Source organism: Acaryochloris marina S15, from assembly GCF_018336915.1.
GTDB lineage: Bacteria > Cyanobacteriota > Cyanobacteriia > Thermosynechococcales > Thermosynechococcaceae > Acaryochloris > Acaryochloris marina_A.
The window spans coordinates 1150813-1172535 of sequence record NZ_CP064923.1 but is presented as its reverse complement, the minus strand read 5'-3'; the positions used below and the strand labels follow the sequence as shown (position 1 = coordinate 1172535).

The window sequence follows — 21723 nt, the reverse complement described above, 5'->3', positions numbered from 1 at the left end:
TAGATTCAGCTTAGGTTTGGACTAAGGCTTTGGTGCAGTCATCACTAGAGATATCTAGTGTTCCCAAAAGGACACTTGGCAGGATGAACAGTTATCCTTTTGCGCCATAACCCACCACAATTCATCCCCAAAAGTGATAGGGAATGTGTAGTCAGTGCAAACAGCAGAGAATGCTAACGTGAACTTCAAAAGTCGAAACCGATTCAGAAGAGGACAGTTACCAGCTCTCTCCAGCTCCTCCGCCACCACTGCTGCCCCCACCAAAGTCACTCCCTCTGCTACTACCACCATAGTCGCTGCTGCTATAGCTACTGCCACTGCTGTAGCTACTGCTACTATGAGAGTGAGATGAACGATAACCGATCTTGCTCCATTTATCGCTATACCGGTGAGTGATCAATGGGAAATGTTCTGAAAACATATGCACAGTTGATGGACCACAGGTGAGACATTGCCAGCCTTCATGGCATTCGAATCGGTTCGAAAACAAGGATGCTTCCAGATTGTGTCGAAGACAGTCTTCATCAATCCATTGCATCGCATCACCACAAGACTGACACTGGCATATCGTCTTCTTTTGGGATAACAATCTCATTGACCGTAGTGCACCCGCACAAGCATATAGAAACGGCAGTATCAGCAAGATAGAAAGAAAAGGATAAATAAAGAGAATCCCACCTATCATCATCAAAAGCCACGCATTGATGAACACCGTGCCACTTGGAGGCAGCAATCTCATGCCCCGGAGTACACAGGGGAAAAAGCTTAGGAACGGTAGCATAAGAACTCTAGGAATAGAAGGATTGATTAAGCCTATAAAAAAGAAGCCCCCACCTATAAATAGGAAAATAAACACATTCAACATGAATAAGTCATAGCTAGCTTTTGTGCTGCTTACATCACGCCTAAAACAGCACCACAGCTCATACATTATAAAGAGTGCGAAGATGAGCCACCAAACTACTTCGAAATCCATGGAATCAGCCATTAGCAGCAGTCCAGCTGATACGCCATAGCAAGCCCACCAAGTTTTAAATACCGTGATTGAATTCAGGGCAACACCATGCTGGATGGGGCGTTGTCTACAGTCGTCTAAGGATAATTTCCGAAGATTTTTAATCCAGAGAGACACCCATATATGAGAGGCCAAAGTGGTACGCCCCCTAGGAGAAATCCGATAGACTTGCGTCTTTCTTTGATTCACATATTTCAATATCCCCATCACAGTAACGACCACAACTGTAATAACAGCCAAATAGCCTAACCAAAATACTGGTTTCCCTCTCTTTGTTAGCGATGTTGATGGTTGCAAGCTCTCTTCTGGCAAGGGCGCTTGAGATGCAATCGTTCCACCTTCTAGAACCTGGATAATCGCCTGAGTTCCATTAACGATACCTGCATCAAAATTGCCTTGCTTAAAGTGAGGGGTGACCTGGGTACGGAGAATATTGCCCACCTTCGCATCAGGAAGAATGGATTCTAGGCCTTACCCTGTCTCGATTTCTGTACGACGTTCATACTTCGAGACCAGAAATAAGATACCGTTGTCTACGCCTTTTTCCCCAATCCCCCAAGTGTTAAATAGCTCTGTCGCAAACGCTTTGGGGGATGCGGAAGGTTTAGTATCGGGAACCGTCACCACTGCAATTTCAGCACCATTGGTCTCTTCCAATGCCGTAATCATCTGATTTAGCTTGGTCTCGCTGTCAGGACTAAGCAAATCGGCCATATCCGTCACCCAATTATTGTTCTGGCGAGGATTAGGGACTTCAGATACGGGAATGGCCCGACTTGGGGCCAGTGAGGATAAAAATAGTAGCAGGCCGCATACCAGAGTAAAAAGGGATATCAGCAGTTGATGTCTACGACGTTTTATACGATTGAGCAGCATATTTCTCTCAAAATAGAGTCTTGATCAGACCTTTAAACAGTTATGTCTGGATATTCCTATCACTCCCCAAACGAGCCCCGTCATTCTGAACATCTACTCACCCTTACCCAACATCTCTAGCCTCTCTTCAAAACCTTCCGTTGTTCGCACCGCCCCAACTTCCAATACAACTGGACAGAATTTTTGTATCAAGGTGGCTATTCAAGGGATTACCTAAAGACTTTCCATAGGGTTTTAGCGATATAGGCCCAAATTACAGCCCCTAACATCAGCAGCACGATCTGGAAAAAAGAAATCGAGTCTTCGCTTTTATTCTCAAGAATTTGGATCATGGCCTGAGCACCATTGACAACACCGGCATCAAAATTATCTCGCTCTAACTGAGGAGTGATCTGAGTCTGAATAATGTTATCTACCTGTTCATAAGTCAGGTCAGACCGTAAACCAGATCCCTTTTCTATGGCTACACGACCTTCCTTTTTAGAGGCCAATAACATAACGCCGTTATTTTGCCCTCTCTTACCCAATTTCCAAGTGGTGAAAAGCGCCTGAGCCAACTCTTCGGTGGCCCCCAAAGGATGTACCTCCGGCACAGTCACCACTACCATCTCGATCCCGTTCTTGGCTTCCAAGGCCGAGATCATCTGATTGAGCTTAGCTTCACTCTCAAGGCTGAGGATGTCCCCTTTATCCATAACCCAATTATTGTCTTGACGTGGATTAGGGATATCAGCCCAATGAATGGCCTGACTCGGAGCCAGGAACGCTAGCGATAGCAACAGGCTGAATCCCACACCCAAAAGAAAAGTCAGTGGAGAACGGCAGCAATATTCTCGTCTTTCTACCATAGAGATTGAGTTTTTAAGGAATTGCAGAAGAAGCATCTGATCACTAATGCTCGAATACCCCTAGAGTTCCCCAGACTCAATCCATCATTCGGCAAAATTAGGTGGGAATTGTCAGATTAGTCGCCCCACTTTAGCCAAAACCCTTCGGCAGTATCAACAAGGTGGGATTGAAGGGCTGAAACCCCTTGAATACAAAGGCCAACCGAGTCGGTAAACCTAGTATGTAGCAATAGTTCCTGCAGTAGTCTAACTCTTGTTTACTGAGTGATGAGCAACCTAAAAAGGTGGTCAAGGCATCGACCTCGATAAACACCCCCCGATCGAGCCCCACAACCGTTTGAATGAAGGTCATCGAGAATATGGTTAATCATGTCGATAAAAATCTAGGGTACTGTGTTGCCCGATGTTTTGGATATGCGATCGCAAGTCTATATTTAACCGCCATCCCCCTGGGTGAGCCATCGGCAGCAGCCACCCCTAAATTGGTTCAGCAGAATGTTTCCCTGGCCCAACCCTTTCAAGATCTAAAGGTCAATGGCTCGATTCTGATTTACGACCTCAAACGAAATCGAACCTATCAGCACAATTCGACTCGCAATACTCAGCCGTTTTTGCCTGCGTCTACCTTTAAAATCCTCAACTCTCTGATTGCGTTAGAGACAGGGGTGATTGCCAATGAGCTGGCGATTTTGACCTGGGATGGGGTGGAACGCAGTATCCCCACCTGGAATCGGGACCTCAATCTGCAAACGGCTTTTAAAGTGTCGGGGGTCTGGTTCTATCAGGTGTTAGCTCGTCGCATTGGCTTTCAGCAGATGCAGCAGTGGGTAACCACGGTGGGCTATGGCAACCAATTAATTGGAGAAGCCGATGACATTGATACCTTTTGGCTAACAGGGGATTTACGGATCTCACCCAAGGAACAGATTCAATTCCTTCAGCGTTTGTATCGCAATGAACTGCCTTTTTCAGACCGGGCGATCGCAACGGTGAAAGAGATCATGATTGTGGAGCAAACCCCTGAGTACAATGGCACTGAGATAAGCTTAATCAAGCAGCCAGATTGGCTTTGAGGACAGAGCGCGGTTGTCGCATTCTGGGGAAGGGCTTAGGTCTTCGTTTAACGACCCTGGGTTCGAGCCGATGGGGTCGAACAGGCAGAAGGTCAGTAGCAATATTTTCAAGCAGATGAGCATACAACCGTTGACGTATAGCTTGTGTGGCCGTTGCTAACAAAACCAGCATCTGATTAAAGTGTTGTCGAGCCCCTTGTAAAGAGAGTCGAGAGCGGTCATATTCTGCCCATGGGGCAGCCTGTTCCATGAGACTTCTCAATAAGTTGTAGCCTAGCAAATGAGACCAAATATCCTTGCGCACCATTTCAGGTGTCTTTGCTGTGAGCATTTCCATCTTTAAGGTGGTTTTGAGGTGTCTCAAATTGACTTCAGCCGCCTGCCATCGCCATCCGTACAAGCGAGTCAATTGTTTAGCACTATAGCGCTGAGCATCCAGTAAGGTTGTGACGACGATAATGAACTGGTCTCGAAAGCCTCGACGCGATAGACGTAGCGATACCTCCCTGACTGTCAACGTTTTGGGAATCTCTGCAAACTCCGTTGCACTCATGTGGGCGGGACACCGTGTGGGCTTTTGCCATTGAACTTGGTGGTCTCCTATCCCGTTCTTACGTCCTTTACGGAAGTCTGTATGACGGGCATGATGTTTACGTAAAACCCCATCGGCTCCTTGTTGTTGAATCAGGGCTAGATCAACATAGCTGCCATAGGCTTGATCTGCTATGGCCACATCATCAACCTCCAGATCCTCATAAAGCAGCCGACTGATGACGATTTCACTCATGCTCCAGGGGGCAATGCAGGCTGAGACCACTGCCCCTGTGATTAAGCAAAAAAACACCACTAAACGGGCAATGGGGAATCCACAGCCAGGAGCCTGATTGCCATGTTGAGGATACTCCCCTTGGTTCGCCACACTATCAGCCATCAGCACTGTCGTGCCGTCATAGACTTTCACTGTTCGATTACACCAGTGGTGTTCTTGGGGAATGCTTTGCTCTATGTGATTAGCAGTTTCGGGAATTAACCGTTGCAGCAGGGACTCAGGTAATCTTCCTCGGGCTTTACTGTAGGCTCCTGTATCTGATGATGGGGGTTGGAGTCCTGCGGCAGTGAGCCAGGTGGTGATGCATTTGACTGTGTTGCGCAAGCTTTTGTCTGCAGATAATGCTTGGTAGAGCATGGCCCACAACGTAACGATGGGCGTATACACACGGTTGCGATAGGAGATTGATTCCTCTGCTAGGATGTCGGTCAGCCTTGAAGCGGGAAGAATATCCGTCCAGGGCAATCCCAGGCTTTGGGAAAACTGATGCTTGAGAATTTCGGCTGACTCAGACATAGTAGAAGGCAGATTATTGATGGATTGCAAGTCTTGATTCTATATCTATCAAGACTTGCAGCCCTTTTCTGCTTTCTTAAGTCAGTGACATTGAACCCCTGAGTACACCATCCGAGCGAAGACGGGTTGGGCACTGCAGCCTGGCATTGGTTGGTATGTCGGTTACTTAGAGCAAAATGATAATGTCTATTTTTTTGCCACCAATCTCGATATCAATGATCAGAAAGATTTACCCGCTCGGGCAGAAGTGACCCGTCGGAGTTTGAAAGCTTTAAATCTGCTGTAGATGGATTGTCATCCTGTTGATTCGATCCATCCTGTTGTTGTCATCAACAGTAAAAGCGAGAGTTTATAGCTGGCGTTAGTCTGGATTATTTATTAGAGCTTCAATCGCAGATTCTATAACTACAGGTAATACTATTAGAGGGCCTTATAGATGCCTCCGATCCTCGCATGCGCGACAGCGAGTTCACGCTGCCATGCTGCGTTAGACGGATCGGCTGAAGTCAGGTTCTGAAAGATAGAGAGGTCTTCATTGAATGCCTTGAGTGCATCATCCAGTCGTCCTTGGGTTTGGTAGATGTCTCCGATCCTCGAATACGCGACGCCGAGTTCACGCTGCCATACTGCGTTAGACGGATCGGCTGAAGTCAGGTTCTGAAAGATAGAAAGGTATTCATTGAATGCCTTGAGCGCATCATCCAGTCGTCCTATTGTTTGGTAGATGTCTCCGGTCCTCGAATACGCGACGCCGAGATCACGCTGCCATTTTGCGTTAGACGGATCGGCTGAAGTCAGATTCTGAAAGATAGAGAGATATTCATTGAATGCCTTGAGCGCATCATCCAATCGTCCTGTTGTTTGGTAGATGTCTCCAGTTCTCACATACGCGAAGCCGAGATCACGTTGCCATTTTACGTTAGATGGATCGGCTGAAATCAGATTCTGACAGATAGAAAGGTATTCATTGAATGCCTTGAGCGCATCATCTAGTCGTCCTTTTGTTTGGTAAATGTCTCCGGTCCTCGCATACGCGACGCCGAGATCACGCCGCCATACTGCGTTAGACGGATCGGCTGAAATCAGATTCTGACAGATAGAAAGGTATTCATTGAATGCCTTGAGCGCATCATCTAGTCGTCCTTTTGTTTGGTAGATGTCTCCGGTCCTCGCATACGCGACGCCGAGATCACGCTGCCATTTTGCGTTAGACGGATCGGCTGAAGTCAGATTCTGACAGATAGAGAGGTATTCATTGAATGCTTTGAGCGCATCATCCAGTCGTCCTTTTGTTTGGTAGATGTCTCCTAGAAGGCACTGTGCCCGGGAAATTCCTGATTGACGGGATGTTGCATGAGCAAGATTCATAACTTGAAGCGCTTGATCCTCCAGTTGGGCAGTGTCTCCGCGCAAACTACGAACTTCAAAAGTGGCTAGTAGTGCTTCCACTCGGGCTGCTCCTTTGAGCCAGCTGGCATTAGCTAGTTCCTCCAGAGCAAGGGAGAGTGCAGTAGTATTCTCAGGCTGCATAGAATGTGTGATTTCCTGAGTTAGCAGTTCGCATTCGGCTGCAGCAGCTATTTGATCGGTCGCAAACAAGTGGTAGAGTGCTTCGATCCGAGCATGAGTCTCAGTGTGTTCGTTTAAGTAGTTCCAGGCATTTGTGGAAAGTTGAACCCAGCGAGCGGGGTCTGTCTTCCGCAAATAATCCCGCAAGGTCAGGCGAGCAGACTCGTGAACGTTCATGGCTTTCTCTCCACGTGCAGGAAAGGGTTCAATAACTGTGAGTTTGCGCAAATAATCGAATAAGATGTCTCCCTTATCAGGTGTTGTGTCCAGCAGAGCCACAAGCAGGTCGGAATCACACCAGTGCGGGATAGCAGCAGCGATTAATGCCTGTTTAATTGATTGACGCTGTGGCTCAGTAAGTGTGAAATAGGCGATATCGACACTAGCAAGAACGAGAGCTGCTGGGTCACCTTGTGCATTTTTGAGAATACGGAGTTGTTCAGTGAAGTTCATGGGGGTTACTCCGAAGGCCCTATCAGTTGGGCAAGTATCGCACTCTTGCCGCCAGCGTAATCATGAGCTTGGCGAACAAACTCAAGCGTGAGGTTCGGCTTGTAAGTCTGGCCGAACTCAAACCATTCTTCTGGATTAGGTACGCTAAGCTTTATGGGTGAGGCACTTGCTCCATCCCAGGGTTCTCCATGCACTTTCAATGGTTGTTGGCCAACTACGATAACACGTAGCCAAGTTTCGCGAATGATGGAGAGGAGTAGACTTTGTTGCATCCAGTTCTCTGCTTCTCCAGCCATCTCAAACGTGTCGAAAATAAGGAGAGTGGGACGCGCTATCTTTTGGAGGGAAGTAAAGATTTGAGAAAGTTGACTGACAACACTACCAGATGGGGTCTCAACCTTGAGGTTCTGTGCAAAAATCCGCAGTTCTGTGTCTATGTCTGTAGAGCCTTTGAAGTCTAGGCGTCCGCAAGTTAATCCCGGAATTTTAAATGCATGTCGGAGAAACTGCTTTGTTAAGTGAGTCTTGCCTATTTCTGTCGGACCGTAGATGGGAAGTATTCTGAATGGTGCTCTATGCGTAATTAGCTTTGCAAAAGCAAGCTTCGCTTCACGATGATTTGCCACAGGCCAGTCAAGCACAGGGGTGACATCAGGCCAATCAAGATCTATAGAGTTTGTCGAAAGATAGTAATCCTTCTTTTGCCCTTTATTAATCGCAAGGCGACTGAGAATAAGTGCAGCTGTTTCTTCTGGTGTCTTATCATCCAGATCAACAAAACCAGCAAGACCGAACAATTCTGCAGGTTCGACCCTGTCAAAGCGTAAAAGCATGACTTGTTTTACATTACCCTGTTTGATCAGACTATATATAGCGTTCCACTCAAGGCCACACCACTCTTTTTCGCTGTAGTTATTGCACAGGATAGCAACGACCAGATCGGCTTCATTCTGGTAAAGCGAGGGAAGATGAAAGGCGAGATTACTACAGGCAAATTCTCCTTCGTGAAACTTATCATAAAGAATTTGGTCTGCGCTAAAGCGATCTGCAAGGACATGCGCCATTCGGACAACAAAATCCCTTTTTTCTCCTGCAAATGAAAGTGCGATGCGAAAACGTTTTGTCATTTTATTCTGAATCCTAGCTTGCATCGTCGCATAACGATGGCGTCCCAAATTGTGGCATAAATCGACATTTTGATTTGCCTTTTCCACTTCGAATAAGTTTAACTCGGTTGAGGGAGGTTAAGTCATTCAGAAACTGTATCTGTTAGTCAAAAATGCCATAGAGTTAGCGTTATACTTCTCATCTTGATAGCTCTGGTTCCTGATAAAGAACGTAACTCACCTACTCTTAAAATAGTGTTTTGTATTCACATTCACAGAAAAAGCTTGCAAGAGAATCGAGACCTTCCCTTACTGGAAACTCAAGAATTATTCGATATAAATTTTGAAAAATGGACCAATAATTCTGGAAGGTGTAAAACAGCTATTATTTGGAAAAGTGAAATCGTCTCTGAATGGGTTTGCGGTAGACAGCAAATAGCAGCAGTGAACTCATAATCAATAAGTGAATCTGAAAGGCGGCATTCGCAATATTCCACACGGGAATTGAGGGCAGAACCAATAACACGCTGAGGAGACTGGCAAAAAACATAGCGCCTGTCTCGGTGTTTGGGTATTTCCAGGTCTTAATTAACGTCGGAAAAGAGGCAAAAATATCGCCGATGATGGCACAGAGAATTGCCAGTTGCGGAGATGCGATCGCAGCCCATAAAATCACCGCCAGCAGTGAGAACGCACCACAGCTCAAGTCAAAGACCCCCATTTTCCAGTAGCTGCGCTGGTTGATGAATGAAGCGAAAAAGATCAGCAGGGGCAGTAAGCCAGCAATAAAAATGCGAAGAGTGGCCCAACCATCAGCGCCTGCTGACAATGCCGCTGCGGTACTAATCAGAGGGGACAAGGCCCACATGGACCAGGACACCCGGTTCGGCTGGGTCTTACCTGATAAGGTGTCGCGAATATAGGCGAAGGCACCGGCTGTACTGATCAGTACACTGAGGATGACTAACCAATGAACGAAGGGTAAACCTAGCATGCAGCACTGTTACCTCTAGAAATCTAGCTTGTTTAACTCAGTCTTGCGGCATGTCGGGTGGTTTGCCCCCACACCTCATGATTCAGGTGTGTCCATCTTGCTTTGTATGCCAAGCCCTTTTTAGGAAGGCTAATTACCAGGCATGGCAAAAAATGTTAAGCAACCACCGACTGGGTCATAAACCACAAATTCTTTCGGTCCCCAGGGTTTGACTGCCAGTTTTTCCCGGACGATGCTTTCATCTTTCGCTTCATACTCAGCAAACAGTTGGTCAATATCGTTGACCTGGATTCTTAAGCTGGTGGGACTGCCCAAATTTTGATAGCTGTTTTTGCACAGATAGATGACGGACATATCCCGTTGAACCACCGCCAGTCTGAGGGGATCTCCTTCCCGGTGGATGACCTTGAATCCGAGTTTCTGTTCGTAGAATGCAATCGCAGGCTCCAAATCCTCTCCAGCGGGAACCAGGGGATGGATTGGGCCTAAGGTTGGGGACGAACTCATCAGGGATTACCTCACCGAAATCTAGGACTATGGGAATCAACGCAGATTAAGTATTATTGCTTAGCTTTTGCAATTCGCAGCATCGATCTCTTAAACATGATAGAACGATGAACATGCTTAGTTTTAACGCTCTTCTCGACTTCTCCCGATGCAACTGTGTTGGCATTTGTGCATCCCTAGTCCCCATCAATATTTTGTCCACAGCCTTAAGCGTTTATAAGGTGAGCCGAGACCATTCGCCTCGATCCATTCACATCAGTATTGGATTCTCTAGCTTGGCAGCAGTCTTGTTAGCGCTTCACGATCTGTCTTGGCTCATCATCGGTGTGATTATGGCTCCCACCTATATTCTGTTCACCATCGCCATGGTGTGCCTAGGCTTTAATGCTTGGGCAGGCTTCCATCCTCGCAGCATGAGACAGACCGTCTTGGCCATCCTTGGATACGGTCAGCGAGGGTTGGCGATGCTGTGGCCTCGGTCTCAAGCAGACTACTGAAGCTCGATCCCATCCCCCTCAATTCCACTGTAGATATCCGGTGATACCAATCCCAACCAGGGATCAGAACTCGGTGTTAGAAATAACTCGGCATAGACCTTTTCATTCAGTTGTGAAATCGATTCTGTTTGGTTTCTCTCCACAAACCATTGATGCAGGCGCGAATGCAGTAGATACTCGTTGCGGACCGTATCGATAGCCATCGCTTGCTCAAAGCTTTGTACCGTTTTGGCCAACTGCTCAGGGGAACGGTAGGCGTTGTTCTTGCTCTGCATTAGCACTTTGCTATTCTGATCCAGCCGTGCTCGATCGGCCTGGAAGGCCGCCAATTTCCCCCAGGTCTGAGGTTGAGTGGCTTCGCTGAGTTGGGTGCGATTTTGGTTGGCCAAAATAGAGAGATTCATAGACGAAGACACTAAGGGAATCTCCACCAGGGACTTGGTGATGGCAATGGGGGCAGCATCCACTGCCGTCGGTGTCGTGCCATCTGGCAGCTTTCTCAGGACCGGAACATCTTTGATTCCCGCTGTTTGTAGATCTTGAACCCAATCGGCTTGAATCGTTTCCAGTCGCTGTTGATGATAGGTTTGCAGGGCCTGTTGGCGGTCTTGCCCTGTCAGGGTTACAGTTTGCTGCCATAGAGTGTCAGCTCGCTGTAATTGCTGCAGGAAGGCTTGGGGACCATAGAGGCCAGGTAAGGCTTCTAGGGGGCGACCTTCGGCATCCAGCACATAGTGGATGCTGTTGCCCGTGACGGTGCGCTTGAGTTGGCGACCATCTCCAAAATCGATGGTCATAACCGGGGCAGGGCGGACAGACTCCCAATGCAGCACAAACCGTTCGCGTAAATATTGGGAAACCTCGGCATTGGGATACAGCGCCACCCGGAAGAATCGGCTATTGGCACAGCTCAGTTCTTCATCCAAATTTCCCAATAACCGCAAAGACAATATGGGTTTATTGCTGGTCTTGGCTTCTGCTTGAGCTTTGGCAAAATTCCTATGCCAATAGAGCTGGGATGCATGGCAGTCTCTCTGCTGGCAGAGGGCATCGAGCTGTCTCCTTAGGAATGGAGCAGGCAGTTCAGCCGTAGATTTCAATTCCTGGGCATGGTCTTTCAAAAAACGGTGTAGTCCGGCCGGACCTTGCGCCCTCAGTTTGGCAACACCAGGATGTTTAGGAGCGTTTGCAGTTTCGTCCTGCTGCAAAACCGATACAGAACTATTGGGGATAGCAGACTGGGCAGATGCTGATTGTACCCCTAGCAAGATCCCAATACAGACCCATACACCCTGAACTTGTAGACGCATAAATGGTGGACTCCAATGCCCGACTCTCAGCCCTATCTTGGCATGTTCGTTCTCAGACGTCATGAGTGGGATCACTTCAACAGTGGAGATGGTCTGATCTGGGTTTGCGATCGCACCCCCAGATCAGACCCTAAGCCGCCTCAAAAAACATCAGATGTTGTTGGGGCAATAGATTCTTAGTTTCTTGCCACACTAAGCCCACGTTTAGCATCTCTTTGCGGACCTGCTTTTGCGTCATCTTGTGCAACGGCTTAATCATCACCAGCGGGTTTTCAGCCCGATACTCCGCTAATACCACTCTGCCCCCTGGCTTCAGAGCTTTAACAATGCCGGTCATCATTTCGTTGGGAAAGGCAAACTCGTGATAGGCATCCACCATCAGTACTAAATCGACACTCTTGTCAGGCAAATTAGGGCTCTGTTCGGCCCCCAAAACTGCCTCTAAATTATCAATTTGGCGTTCTTCCTTGAAATAGTTGAGGATTTCCACCATCTCTGGCTGGAGATCTACGGCTAGCACCTTGCCTTCCGGGAGTAGGGGCGTCATCCGAAAACTCATGTAACCTGTCCCAGCCCCAATATCAGCCACCACATCCTTAGGGCTTAAGTTGAGGGCTTCCACTAAGCGTCGAGGCTGTTCACTGCTGGCCCGCCCCGATCGCTCTAGCCATCCAGCTCCTTGATGGCCCATGACTTGGGCAATTTCTCGCCCCATATAGACTTTATTAATTCCATCTAGGCTATATCCCGACTTCTCTTGGTAAATGGCGGGATCAGTATAAGCAACGCCTGCTAGAGCCTCTGCATAGTGGCTCGTTGGACTCCACAGGACACTACCGATTACCCATAGCCCTGCCAACACTGTTACGAGGCGAGAGATGCGATATCGCCTTGTAGAAGGTGAAAGGACGTGAGAAAAAACGCTAGTTTTCACTGCCATATGGTCTCCCAAATATCTGGTGCGGATACTGTCTCTAGCCTAGCGTGGCGAAGATAAAGCTGTCTGTGAGCTCGATTATGATCAAATTCTTACTGCAAGAGTAAATTGCGATCTTCAAGTATTTTAATTTCTAGACAGAAAGAAAGGGATATATTTATTCGCTAATTTCTCTGTTTGATGGGGCATTTGGGCGAATCGGTCTTTATAATTAATGGGTATTAACAGGTGAGCTTTATATCTAACCATTGAGGAACTGTTTGATACCTAGTCTGGGTGTTATTCCGCTATTTTTAGTCAGTAACAGCCAAGACTACAGACATCTTGAAGACGTCTAATCTAGCAGTAAACGATTGGTTATACTCTGCATTATTTTCCCTTAAGTGATTGCTGTGAATCGGAAAAGTTCGGTGTCATCACTAAGTTGAGGTTTGTCTTTGCTATCTCTGCAGGCTGAACTTTTGGGGGCTTGTCTAATTTGCAGCGGTTTCGGAAGCTAACACTCTGGTTGTATCAACGGATAGCGCTAATCCTAGTGCTACTGCTCTGCATTGGGACGGGGGTTGCCCTCTCTGGCACCTTTGAGTTGTCGGCAGATTTAGTGGATGCCCAAGCGCTTCAACATGCGCGCGTTTCTGTGAATACGGTCAAGGAAGCGTGGCTCCTTTACAGCCAGTCTGTGGTGGGGCGTTTGGACGATGTAGACAGTGTGACGGCAAGTCCTGAGTACCATCAAATAACGGGTGGCATCCCAGTACCCGCAACTTTTACGATTGAATTAGGAGAGCGGGTCAGCCAATCGGAAAGCGGTCTATCTTTTCGCTTATTTAGTGACTATCCTTTTCCCAATCGTCAAGGATCAGGGGGGCCCCAAAATGTCTTTGAACAGAAGGCTCTGAAGTATTTACAGCAAGATCCGACTGGCTTCTACTACCAAAAAGCGAAGGAGAAGGAGCACCTCTTGTTTCGCTATGCCGAAGCCGTCCAAATGGAACCGAGCTGTGTCAAGTGTCATAACACTTGGCCGGGTAGTCCTAAAACCGATTGGCAGGTGGGTGATGTGCGCGGGGTTATAGAAATCACGCAGCCCATTGATGCCTTTGTTGCCCAGGCTCAAGAAGGATTAAAGAGTATCTGGACCACGTTGATTGTAATTGGTTGTCTGGCAGTCACAAGTCTCATCCTGGTGATTAGTTATTTACAAAATAGCAATCAAATTTTGCAATCTAAGGTCGAGGCCAAGACCGCTGCCTTGAATCGCCTTGCCCATCTGGATGGCTTGACTGAACTAGCTAATCGGCGGTGTTTTGATCAGGTGTTGGAGCAAGAATGGCGGCGGATGCAGCGCCAACAGAGACCTTTGGCCCTAATTATGTGTGATGCCGATTATTTCAAGCTTTTTAATGATGCCTATGGCCATCAAGCGGGGGATCACTGCCTCCAAAAAATTGCCCGTGCGATTAATGCCAATGTCAGGCGGACGGGGGACTTAGCGACTCGGTATGGGGGAGAAGAGTTTGCAGTAATCATGCCCAATACAGATCATAAACAGGCCTGCCTGGTAGCAGAGAAAATCCAGCGGGCCATGCTCGATTTGCAGATTGAGCATTTGCAGTCGGAGGTGGCCGATCACGTCACCTTGAGTATTGGCGTTGCTAGTACCGTTCCCCAACCGATTTATCACCCGACGAACTTGGTGGCGGTTGCGGATGCAGCTCTCTATGAGGCCAAAGTCAATGGCCGCAATCAAATTATTGTGAAACTTCCCGAGAAAGCGGAAAGTCAGCTGACTTAGCTTCTGAGGCTAACCTTGAACTGTTTTTCGAGGGCGTCACGTACCTTTTGGTGGATGGGGTTGACCTCTTCGTCTGTGAGGGTGCGATCGCAGGCCTGATACAGCAATCGAAACGCCAAGCTCCGCTGCCCGTCTGGCACATGCTCCCCCTGATATTCATCAAATAGCTCAATGGCCGTGAGCAGAGATTGCTTGCGGCCACCTGCCGCCTTGCGAATCACCTTTTCGATTTCCGCAACGGTGATATCCGTGGGGATAAAGAAAGCCAAATCCCGATCGGCGGCTGGATAGGTAGAATAGGTGGAGAACAGGGTTGACTTGGTTTGCAGTCGGGCGAGTTGTTCTAGCAGCAGATCTAAATTCAGCTCAAACACATAGACTGTTGGCAAATCCCGGTCCTGCTGCACCTGAGGATGAATTTGGCCAAAATAGCCTAACTTCGCTCCCTGGGAGAGCAGGGCGGCTGTTCGCCCAGGATGTAACCGTTCATCAGGGCAATCTGACTGAAATGTCACAGACAATCCCAACTGGTTCAGCACTCGCTCCAGTAAGCCCTTGGCTTCGAACCAAGTCATGGCATAGTCCTGATTTGCGGTGCGCATCCATTTGCCTTGGGCAGGGTCACCCCCCAGAATGCCTGCAATGGCCCGAGCTTCTTTCAGCTTTTCGCCGTCTTTCCAGAACACTTGACCGACTTCAAAGCCATTTAAGGCTCCATTACCCTGTTCCCAATTCCGCTGGCAGGCATTGAGCAGGCTAGTGAGCATTTCTGTGCGCAGAGCGGAGAACTCTACTAGCAATGGATTTACCACCACCACCTGCTCGTCACCTTCAGGCTTTACCCAGGAATAATGGATCAACTCCGTGAGACCCACCGCTCGGAAGGCTTCTCTAAGTTTACGGGCCAAAGTATCCTGGCTGGATAGGCTTCCTAACTCGGTTTTAGCAGGTAAGGTTTCACAGAAATTGTCGTAGCCATACAGTCGAGCAATTTCCTCCACCAAGTCGATTTCCCGTTCGATATCACTATGACGATGAGGCGGCACTGTGACAGTCCAAGTCTCAGATCGATCGGTCGGGGTGGTATCAAAACTAAGGGATTTGAGGATTGGTAGAATGTCCTTGTCCGTTAAGTCGGTAGGTTCACCTTGCTTGCCTTTGACTTTACCCAACACATGATTGACTCGATCCAGACGCAGCTCAATCGACCGTTCTAGGGATTTGCGATGGTCGGCTCGCTGTTGGGCCACCACCTTGGCTCCTGTCAGATCTACCAATAATTGCAGGGCATGTAAGCAGGCGGTTTCTAGCTGAGATTCATTCACCCCACGTTCATAGCGAGCAGAGGCTTCACTTCGCAAGCCTTGACTACGAGCTGAGCGCCGAATAACCAGAGAGTTGAATAGGGCAGCTTCAAGAACCAAGCGGGTGCTAGTGTCTTTAACTTCCGTATCTTCTCCTCCCATAACGCCCCCTAATGCCACAGGCTGATCATTAGCGGTAATCACCAGGGTTTGTTCTTGCAGCTCACGCTTTTGGCTATCCAGGGTCGTAAGCGTTTCACCTGCTTTAGCTAGACGTACACTCAAAGTTAGGGGCTGTTTCTTCCCTAAAGCGTCGAGGGCATCAGCATCAAAGGCATGGAGGGGCTGTCCCCACTCCAGCAAAATATAGTTGGTAATATCCACCACATTATTAATGGGGCGAGTGCCAGCGGCAATCAGTCGTTGCTGCAGCCAGTCTGGAGAAGGGGCGATGGTGATGCCTTCTAGAACAGTGGCGATATAGGCAGGGCAGGCTTCAGAGTCAGGCAATTCCACTTTGATGTCTTTGCCCGACGGAATATCTAGTTTGGGCGTGGTCGGTAGTTTCAGCTGTGCTCCTGTCAGCGCCGTAACTTCACGGGCGACCCCGACCATGCTCAGGGCATCGGCACGGTTAGCAGTGGAGGTCAGATCTAAGATGACGTCATCCAGTCCTAAGAGGGGACGAACATCCCCTCCAACTGCTACGCCATCCGCATCAAAGCTATGGATACCGTCAATCTCGCTTTCTAAACCCAGTTCGGTAAGAGAGCAAATCATGCCCGCAGAGGGGACGCCTCGGAGTTTGGCTTTTTTAATTTTTAAGTCAGGTGTGGGTAAGTAGGTGCCCAAGGTAGCAACGGGAACGAACAGTCCGGCCTTGACGTTGGGGGCACCACAGACAATTTGAGATGGTTCTGCTTCACCAATATCAACGGTGCAAACCCGCAGTTTATCAGCATTGGGATGGGACTCACAGGTTAGAACTTTTCCCACCACAACGCCATCCGCCCAAGTGCGTAAATCTTCAATATCCTCGACTTCAAAACCAGCTAGAGTCAGTTGTTCTGCCAGGTCTTCGGGTGACAGATCGATATCGACTAGATCCTTAAGCCAATTGAGAGAGATACGCATAGATTTGGTGCTATTTGGATAAGATTGAGGTAGTTCAGATCAAGGCCCAGTCAAGTGTATGAACTGTGATGATCGACTGCGGAGCAAAAAAATAAGCTGATTGAAATCAACATCGTAGAGATTTCATCAGCATGACGTTTTGTCACAGTCTCTATTGTGCGGTAATCGAATCACAGAGTGCAAACATTCTTCTATCTCAGGGCATAGTTCTTGGTAAGGAGTACCTTGTGATGCTGACTCTCTAACTTCCGATGATAAGGCGAAGCCGATGTTGCGAAGGTCAATGGGCTAACCTCTGTTGAGATGTGATTCTTGTCTCAATTTATCTGAATGAGAAAACCTCAACTTCTAAATTTATAGGTGCAAGAAGCAGAATTTATAGGTATGAAGAATCAGCAATAGATGGAGCTTCAATTCATCATGTTGAAGCTCCATCTCTGCAAGAGAGAGCACCTATGCGGGCAACCTGATGTTATGTCAGCTAACAACGTTATGTTTGAGCATTCCCATCGCCAGGCCGGAGATTTAATCGCGGAACGATACCGTCTCCTTTCCGTGCTCGGCAAGGGAGGGGCTGGCATTACTTATGCCGCAGAAGACATCTATTCTCACCAAGAATTTGCCCTCAAAGAACTATCCCTAAAGGGAATGGGAGATTGGAAGCAGCTCGAACTGTTTGAGCGAGAAGCCAAAGTTTTATCCCAACTGGATCATCCAGCCATCCCCAACTACATCGACTATTTCCAAACTGATACCGAAGAAAATCGGTGGTTCTATATTGTTCAGGAACTAGCGCCGGGTCAGTCCTTAGCAGACCTAGTGAAAGAGGGATGGCGAGCAAGCCAAACTGAAGTTCGCCAGTTCGCCTTGCAAATTCTAGATATTTTGAAATACTTGCATGAGCTAACGCCACCGATTATTCATCGAGATATTAAGCCGCAAAATATTATCCGTAGCGAAGACGGTCAGATTTACCTGGTGGATTTTGGAGCAGTCCAAAATGTTTATCAAAATACGATGGTGGGTAGTACTGTCGTCGGTACCTATGGCTATATGGCTCCCGAACATTTCCGAGGAAAAGCGGTTCCTGCTACGGACTTATATTCCCTTGGAGCAACATTGCTATTTTTGCTTACCCACAGCTCCCCTGCAGATTTGCCTCAAAAACGGCTGAAGATTGACTTTCGCTCTGCTGTCCAGCTCAAACCGGACTTTGCCGATTGGCTCGATCAAATGCTGGAACCTGCCGTGGAAGATCGGTTAGCTTCCGCTCAGGATGCGATTGATATGCTTACAGCTCCTCCCCGCCGTTCGCCCCCCTCAGCGATAGCTCAACCCAGCGCCAAAGACCTGCGTCGGCAACCGATGGGCAGTAAAGTAACCTTAAAACGCACCAAGACTGACCTAAAAGTTGATATTCCCCCCATCGGATTGCGAGGAGAAACGGCTGGGATTGGGTGTTTTGCAGTATTTTGGAACGGGTTTATTTTTGTGTGGACTGCAGGAGCAATTGCGGCTGGCGCTCCTTTTATATTCCCCTTATTTTCTATTCCGTTTTGGATTGTCGGTCTCGGTATGGCAGGAGCGACTATCTTTGGCATGGCAGGACGCACCCATTTGGAGATTAATCCTCAAACCTTTGAATTAATCTGGCAAGTAAAGTCTTTGGGATTTCGATACCGTCGTAGTGGCCGTACTGAAGATATTGAAGGGATTAAGCTAACGGTTGCCTATACCAGTAATGATCGCCCTGTGAAAGGCTGCACCTTATTAGAAGGTGTTAACACCCACAAATTTGGGACTATGCTCAGCCCTAGTGAAAAAGGGTGGCTAGTCGAGGAAATCGGTGACTTTTTGATGTCTCAGCAACGTTGAAGGGCTGGAGGAAGAACGGCTGATTGCTCTAGATCACCAATCTATTGTTGAGGTCAAGACACAATAGAAGTATTGCGTTTTTAATTTAGCGCCTCATGCTTTTGCAGACTTCACACCCAATTGGCGATCTCATTGCTGAACGGTATCGCGTGCAATCCGTGTTGGGGCAGGGTAGCACTGGCATAACCTTCGCTGTGGAAGATGTTGATACTCATCAGCAGTATGCTCTCAAAGCTTTATCCCTCAAGGGAATTCAGGATTGGAAACAGTTAGAGCTGTTTGAGCGCGAAGCACAGGTTTTATCCCGGCTGGATCATCCAGCGATTCCCCATTACATCGACTACTTCCAAACAGACACTGCAGAAGATCGATGGTTCTATATTGTTCAGGAATTAGCCCCCGGTAAATCCCTCACAGATTTGATGAAAGACGGATGGCAGGCCAGCCAAGCCGAAGTCCGTCAGTTGGCTTTGCAGATTCTAGACATTCTGAAATATCTGCATGAGCTAACGCCACCGATTATTCATCGAGATATTAAACCCCAAAATATCATTCGTAACGATGAGGGCCAGGTCTTTTTAGTCGATTTTGGGGCGGTCCAAAATGTCTATCACAATACGATGATGGGCAGTACAGTGGTGGGTACCTATGGGTATATGGCTCCTGAGCATTTCCAAGGAAAGGCGGTTCCTGCAACCGACCTCTATTCTCTGGGAGCAACACTGCTATCTCTACTCACCCATTGTTCTCCTGCTGATTTACCCCGAAAACGTCTGAAAATTGATTTTCGCTCAGTCGTCAGGCTTGACCCTGGGTTTGCCGATTGGCTGGATCACATGCTGGAGCCTGCGGTAGAGGATCGGTTTGGTTCAGCACAGGTTGCGATCGCAACCCTAATACACCCCAGCATGACAACAAAACGCTCGCTTGTGAGTGGTGTAGTACCAGCCCAGCCCATGGGTAGCAACATTAAATTGCATCAGACGGAGGCTTCGCTGACCGTTCATATTCCCCCCGTTGGCTGGCACTGGGAAACTTTGAAACAAGAGTGTCTTCAGCTTTGGGTCAATGTCTGCATCCTGATTGTGTTTTTATTAGCTTTTAAAGCTGCCATGCCCCCATTGATCTTTGGGGTTGCTGCGGGTCTCGGGGGGATGATTGGCATTGGGATGTTCAATTCCGTTTTCTTCGCTATTGCGGGGCATACTCATCTCAAAATAGATCCTCATCATTTTCGTTTGTCCTGGCGGGTTCATTTACCCGGCCTACAATGTTCTCGTAAAGGGCGTACTTTAGATTTGATCGGGATTAAGTTAACAACATCTCCTAAGAGTAAAGTCAAATACTGCACTCTTTTCACAACAGACCATCAATATAGTTTTGGCACACATCTAAGTCCCCATGAACAAGCCTGGTTAGTCGAGACAATAGGTCATTTTTTGAGGCCCTAACAAGCATGAGGAGGCTACGCTTAAACAGTTGATTGCCTTCGATCACAGCCCCATTGCTCAGGTCAAGACACAATAGGAATATTGCGTTTTTAACCATTCACTCCATGCTTAGGCAACCCTTACACCAGATTGGTGACCTCATTGCTGGACGGTATCGTACGCAATCTGTTTTGGGGCAGGGGAGCAGTGGTATAACCTTCGCAGTTGAAGATGTTCATACTCATCAGCAGTATGCCCTTAAAGCATTGTCTCTTAAAGGAATACGGGGTTGGAAACAGCTTGAACTATTTGACAGAGAAGCACAGGTTTTGTCGCAGCTCGATCATCCAGCCATTCCTCGGTACATTGACTACTTTCAAATGGATACGGAGGAAGATCGATGGTTCTATATTGTCCAAGAACTAGCCCCTGGTAAATCTTTAGCTGCATTAGTCAATCAAGGTTGGCGAGTAAACCAATCTGAAGTGCAACAGATAGGGTTGCAAGTGCTGGAGATCTTGACGTACCTGCATGAACTAACGCCTGCCATTATTCATCGGGATATTAAGCCTCAAAATCTTGTTCGGAGCGACAAAGGTCAGATTTATTTGGTCGATTTTGGTGCTGTGCAAACTGTTTATCACCATACGATGATGGGCAGCACCATTGTCGGTACTTATGGTTATATGGCCCCTGAACATTTTCGGGGGAAAGCGGTACCTGCAACTGATCTCTACTCCTTGGGAGCGACATTAATCTTTCTCTTAACCCATTGCTCTCCTGCTGATGTACCTCAAAAACGGCTCAAAATTGATTTTCGCTCAGTCGTACAACTCGATCCAGATTTTGCCGATTGGCTGGATCACATGTTGGAGCCTGCGGTAGAGGATCGGTTTGTTACAGCTCAGGATGCGATTGCAGTGCTAAGACAGCCAAGTGCCATACAGCAACTCACTCTTAATGGACCTGAATCTCTAACCATCCATCATCAACCAGATGATAGCAAGGTTAAATTACAGAAGACGAAGACAGGCCTTTTCGTTCATATACCGCCTATTGGTTGGCGAAGTGACACTGTGCTCACAGGCTGTTTTACGGTCTTTGTCAATGCAATGATTTTTGTTGTCCTTTTAAATGTTTTTAGAGCCGGCTTATCCCCACTGATGTTTGGGTTCACTATCTTTTTTGTTGGGGGAATTGGGATTGGGCTGTTAATAGCGGCTTTGTTTTATATTGTTGGACACACATACTTGGAGATTAATCCTGAGTATTTTCGGTTATTCCGGCAGGTTAATTTACCAGGGTGCCGCTATGGCCAAGGTGGGCAAACTGTAGATTTATCAGGAATTAAGTTGACAACCACCTATGCAAGTAGTGGTCTTCCCGTTAAAATCTGCACTCTCATGACTAAAGATTCTCACTATCACTTTGGGGCGTGGCTTAGTCCTCGGGAACAAGCATGGTTAGTCGAAGAGGTTGGTGACTTTCTAAGATCTCAGCAGCGATGAGTGGGCTTCAAAAGAATTGATGCTTGTTTTAGATGACCAGCCTATTTTTTGAGGCACTGCTCTCTTAAGGAGTGATAAACCCGCGAAACCCCTTGCCAGTAGAGTGTTCTAGCTATTTTAAGCGAAAACTTCTAGAAGTCTTTCTAG

General features: G+C 47.7%; 14 protein-coding genes and 4 pseudogenes. 7 read left to right on the top strand and 11 right to left on the bottom strand.

The genetic code is table 11. The features are described 5' to 3' along the window. Nucleotides 1-217: 217 nt before the first annotated feature. The 3 genes and pseudogenes from I1H34_RS06145 to I1H34_RS32030 all read right to left on the bottom strand — a co-directional run bounded on the left by I1H34_RS06145 (nucleotide 218) and on the right by I1H34_RS32030 (nucleotide 3091). Nucleotides 218-1891, bottom strand: a pseudogene (locus tag I1H34_RS06145) (TPM domain-containing protein). Between the two features lie 209 nt (nucleotides 1892-2100). Then, nucleotides 2101-2739: a TPM domain-containing protein gene (locus I1H34_RS06140; RefSeq protein WP_212664822.1), complete on the bottom strand. Its 639-nt coding sequence runs from the start codon at nucleotides 2737-2739 to the stop codon at nucleotides 2101-2103. A 130-nt stretch (nucleotides 2740-2869) separates the two neighbouring features. After that, the gene (locus tag I1H34_RS32030; RefSeq protein ID WP_249369856.1) at nucleotides 2870-3091 is read right to left on the bottom strand and encodes a hypothetical protein; all 222 of its coding nucleotides are present in this window, start codon (nucleotides 3089-3091) and stop codon (nucleotides 2870-2872) included. A 7-nt stretch (nucleotides 3092-3098) separates the two neighbouring features. Between I1H34_RS32030 and I1H34_RS06130 the strand changes: the two are divergent. Then, a pseudogene (locus tag I1H34_RS06130) lies at nucleotides 3099-3767 on the top strand (penicillin-binding transpeptidase domain-containing protein); the annotation flags it as partial. A 22-nt stretch (nucleotides 3768-3789) separates the two neighbouring features. Here the strand turns inward: I1H34_RS06130 and I1H34_RS06125 are convergent. Then, nucleotides 3790-5209, bottom strand: a pseudogene (locus I1H34_RS06125) (IS4 family transposase). A gap of 42 nt (nucleotides 5210-5251) precedes the next feature. On the opposite strand from I1H34_RS06125, the pseudogene I1H34_RS06120 reads away from it, so the two are divergent. Next, nucleotides 5252-5443, top strand: a pseudogene (locus tag I1H34_RS06120) (penicillin-binding transpeptidase domain-containing protein); the annotation flags it as partial. Nucleotides 5444-5577: 134 nt separating this feature from the next. On the opposite strand, the gene I1H34_RS06115 reads toward I1H34_RS06120, so the two are convergent. From I1H34_RS06115 to I1H34_RS06100, 4 genes are all read right to left on the bottom strand, one after another. After that, on the bottom strand, nucleotides 5578-7179 hold the full coding sequence (locus tag I1H34_RS06115; RefSeq protein WP_212664819.1) for a tetratricopeptide repeat protein: 1602 nt from the start codon (nucleotides 7177-7179) through the stop codon (nucleotides 5578-5580). Between the two features lie 5 nt (nucleotides 7180-7184). Next, nucleotides 7185-8306, bottom strand: coding sequence for a TIR domain-containing protein (locus I1H34_RS06110; protein WP_212664818.1), 1122 nt, complete (start codon nucleotides 8304-8306; stop codon nucleotides 7185-7187). A gap of 364 nt (nucleotides 8307-8670) precedes the next feature. Beyond that, nucleotides 8671-9279: a hypothetical protein gene (locus tag I1H34_RS06105; RefSeq protein WP_212664817.1), complete on the bottom strand. Its 609-nt coding sequence runs from the start codon at nucleotides 9277-9279 to the stop codon at nucleotides 8671-8673. Between the two features lie 129 nt (nucleotides 9280-9408). Beyond that, nucleotides 9409-9786 carry a VOC family protein gene (locus tag I1H34_RS06100; protein WP_212664816.1) on the bottom strand — a complete coding sequence of 126 codons (378 nt, stop codon included), beginning with the start codon at nucleotides 9784-9786 and terminating at the stop codon, nucleotides 9409-9411. Between the two features lie 107 nt (nucleotides 9787-9893). On the opposite strand from I1H34_RS06100, the gene I1H34_RS06095 reads away from it, so the two are divergent. Further along, nucleotides 9894-10283 (top strand): hypothetical protein, encoded by a 390-nt coding sequence (locus I1H34_RS06095; protein ID WP_212664815.1) that lies wholly within the window; start codon nucleotides 9894-9896, stop codon nucleotides 10281-10283. Here I1H34_RS06095 and I1H34_RS06090 read toward each other — a convergent pair. Beyond that, the gene (locus I1H34_RS06090) at nucleotides 10277-11593 is read right to left on the bottom strand and encodes a hypothetical protein (RefSeq protein WP_212666162.1); all 1317 of its coding nucleotides are present in this window, start codon (nucleotides 11591-11593) and stop codon (nucleotides 10277-10279) included. The two genes, I1H34_RS06095 and I1H34_RS06090, sit on opposite strands and share 7 nt — an antisense overlap. A gap of 130 nt (nucleotides 11594-11723) precedes the next feature. Then, nucleotides 11724-12533: a class I SAM-dependent methyltransferase gene (locus I1H34_RS06085; protein ID WP_212664814.1), complete on the bottom strand. Its 810-nt coding sequence runs from the start codon at nucleotides 12531-12533 to the stop codon at nucleotides 11724-11726. A 466-nt stretch (nucleotides 12534-12999) separates the two neighbouring features. On the opposite strand from I1H34_RS06085, the gene I1H34_RS06080 reads away from it, so the two are divergent. Further along, the gene (locus I1H34_RS06080) at nucleotides 13000-14325 is read left to right on the top strand and encodes a diguanylate cyclase domain-containing protein (RefSeq protein ID WP_249369852.1); all 1326 of its coding nucleotides are present in this window, start codon (nucleotides 13000-13002) and stop codon (nucleotides 14323-14325) included. On the opposite strand, the gene pheT is transcribed toward I1H34_RS06080, so the two are convergent. Beyond that, complete coding sequence (gene pheT, locus I1H34_RS06075; RefSeq protein WP_212664813.1) at nucleotides 14322-16763, bottom strand: phenylalanine--tRNA ligase subunit beta; 2442 nt, start codon at nucleotides 16761-16763, stop codon at nucleotides 14322-14324. The genes I1H34_RS06080 and pheT overlap by 4 nt on opposite strands. A 492-nt stretch (nucleotides 16764-17255) precedes the next feature. On the opposite strand from pheT, the gene I1H34_RS06070 reads away from it, so the two are divergent. The 3 genes from I1H34_RS06070 (at nucleotide 17256) to I1H34_RS06060 (ending at nucleotide 21576) form a co-directional block, all read left to right on the top strand. Next, nucleotides 17256-18638, top strand: a complete 1383-nt coding sequence (locus I1H34_RS06070; protein WP_212666160.1) for a serine/threonine protein kinase — start codon at nucleotides 17256-17258, stop codon at nucleotides 18636-18638. Nucleotides 18639-18733: 95 nt separating this feature from the next. After that, on the top strand, nucleotides 18734-20089 hold the full coding sequence (locus tag I1H34_RS06065; RefSeq protein WP_212664812.1) for a serine/threonine protein kinase: 1356 nt from the start codon (nucleotides 18734-18736) through the stop codon (nucleotides 20087-20089). Nucleotides 20090-20193: 104 nt separating this feature from the next. Further along, nucleotides 20194-21576, top strand: a complete 1383-nt coding sequence (locus I1H34_RS06060) for a serine/threonine protein kinase (RefSeq protein ID WP_212664811.1) — start codon at nucleotides 20194-20196, stop codon at nucleotides 21574-21576. Nucleotides 21577-21723 lie beyond the last annotated feature (147 nt).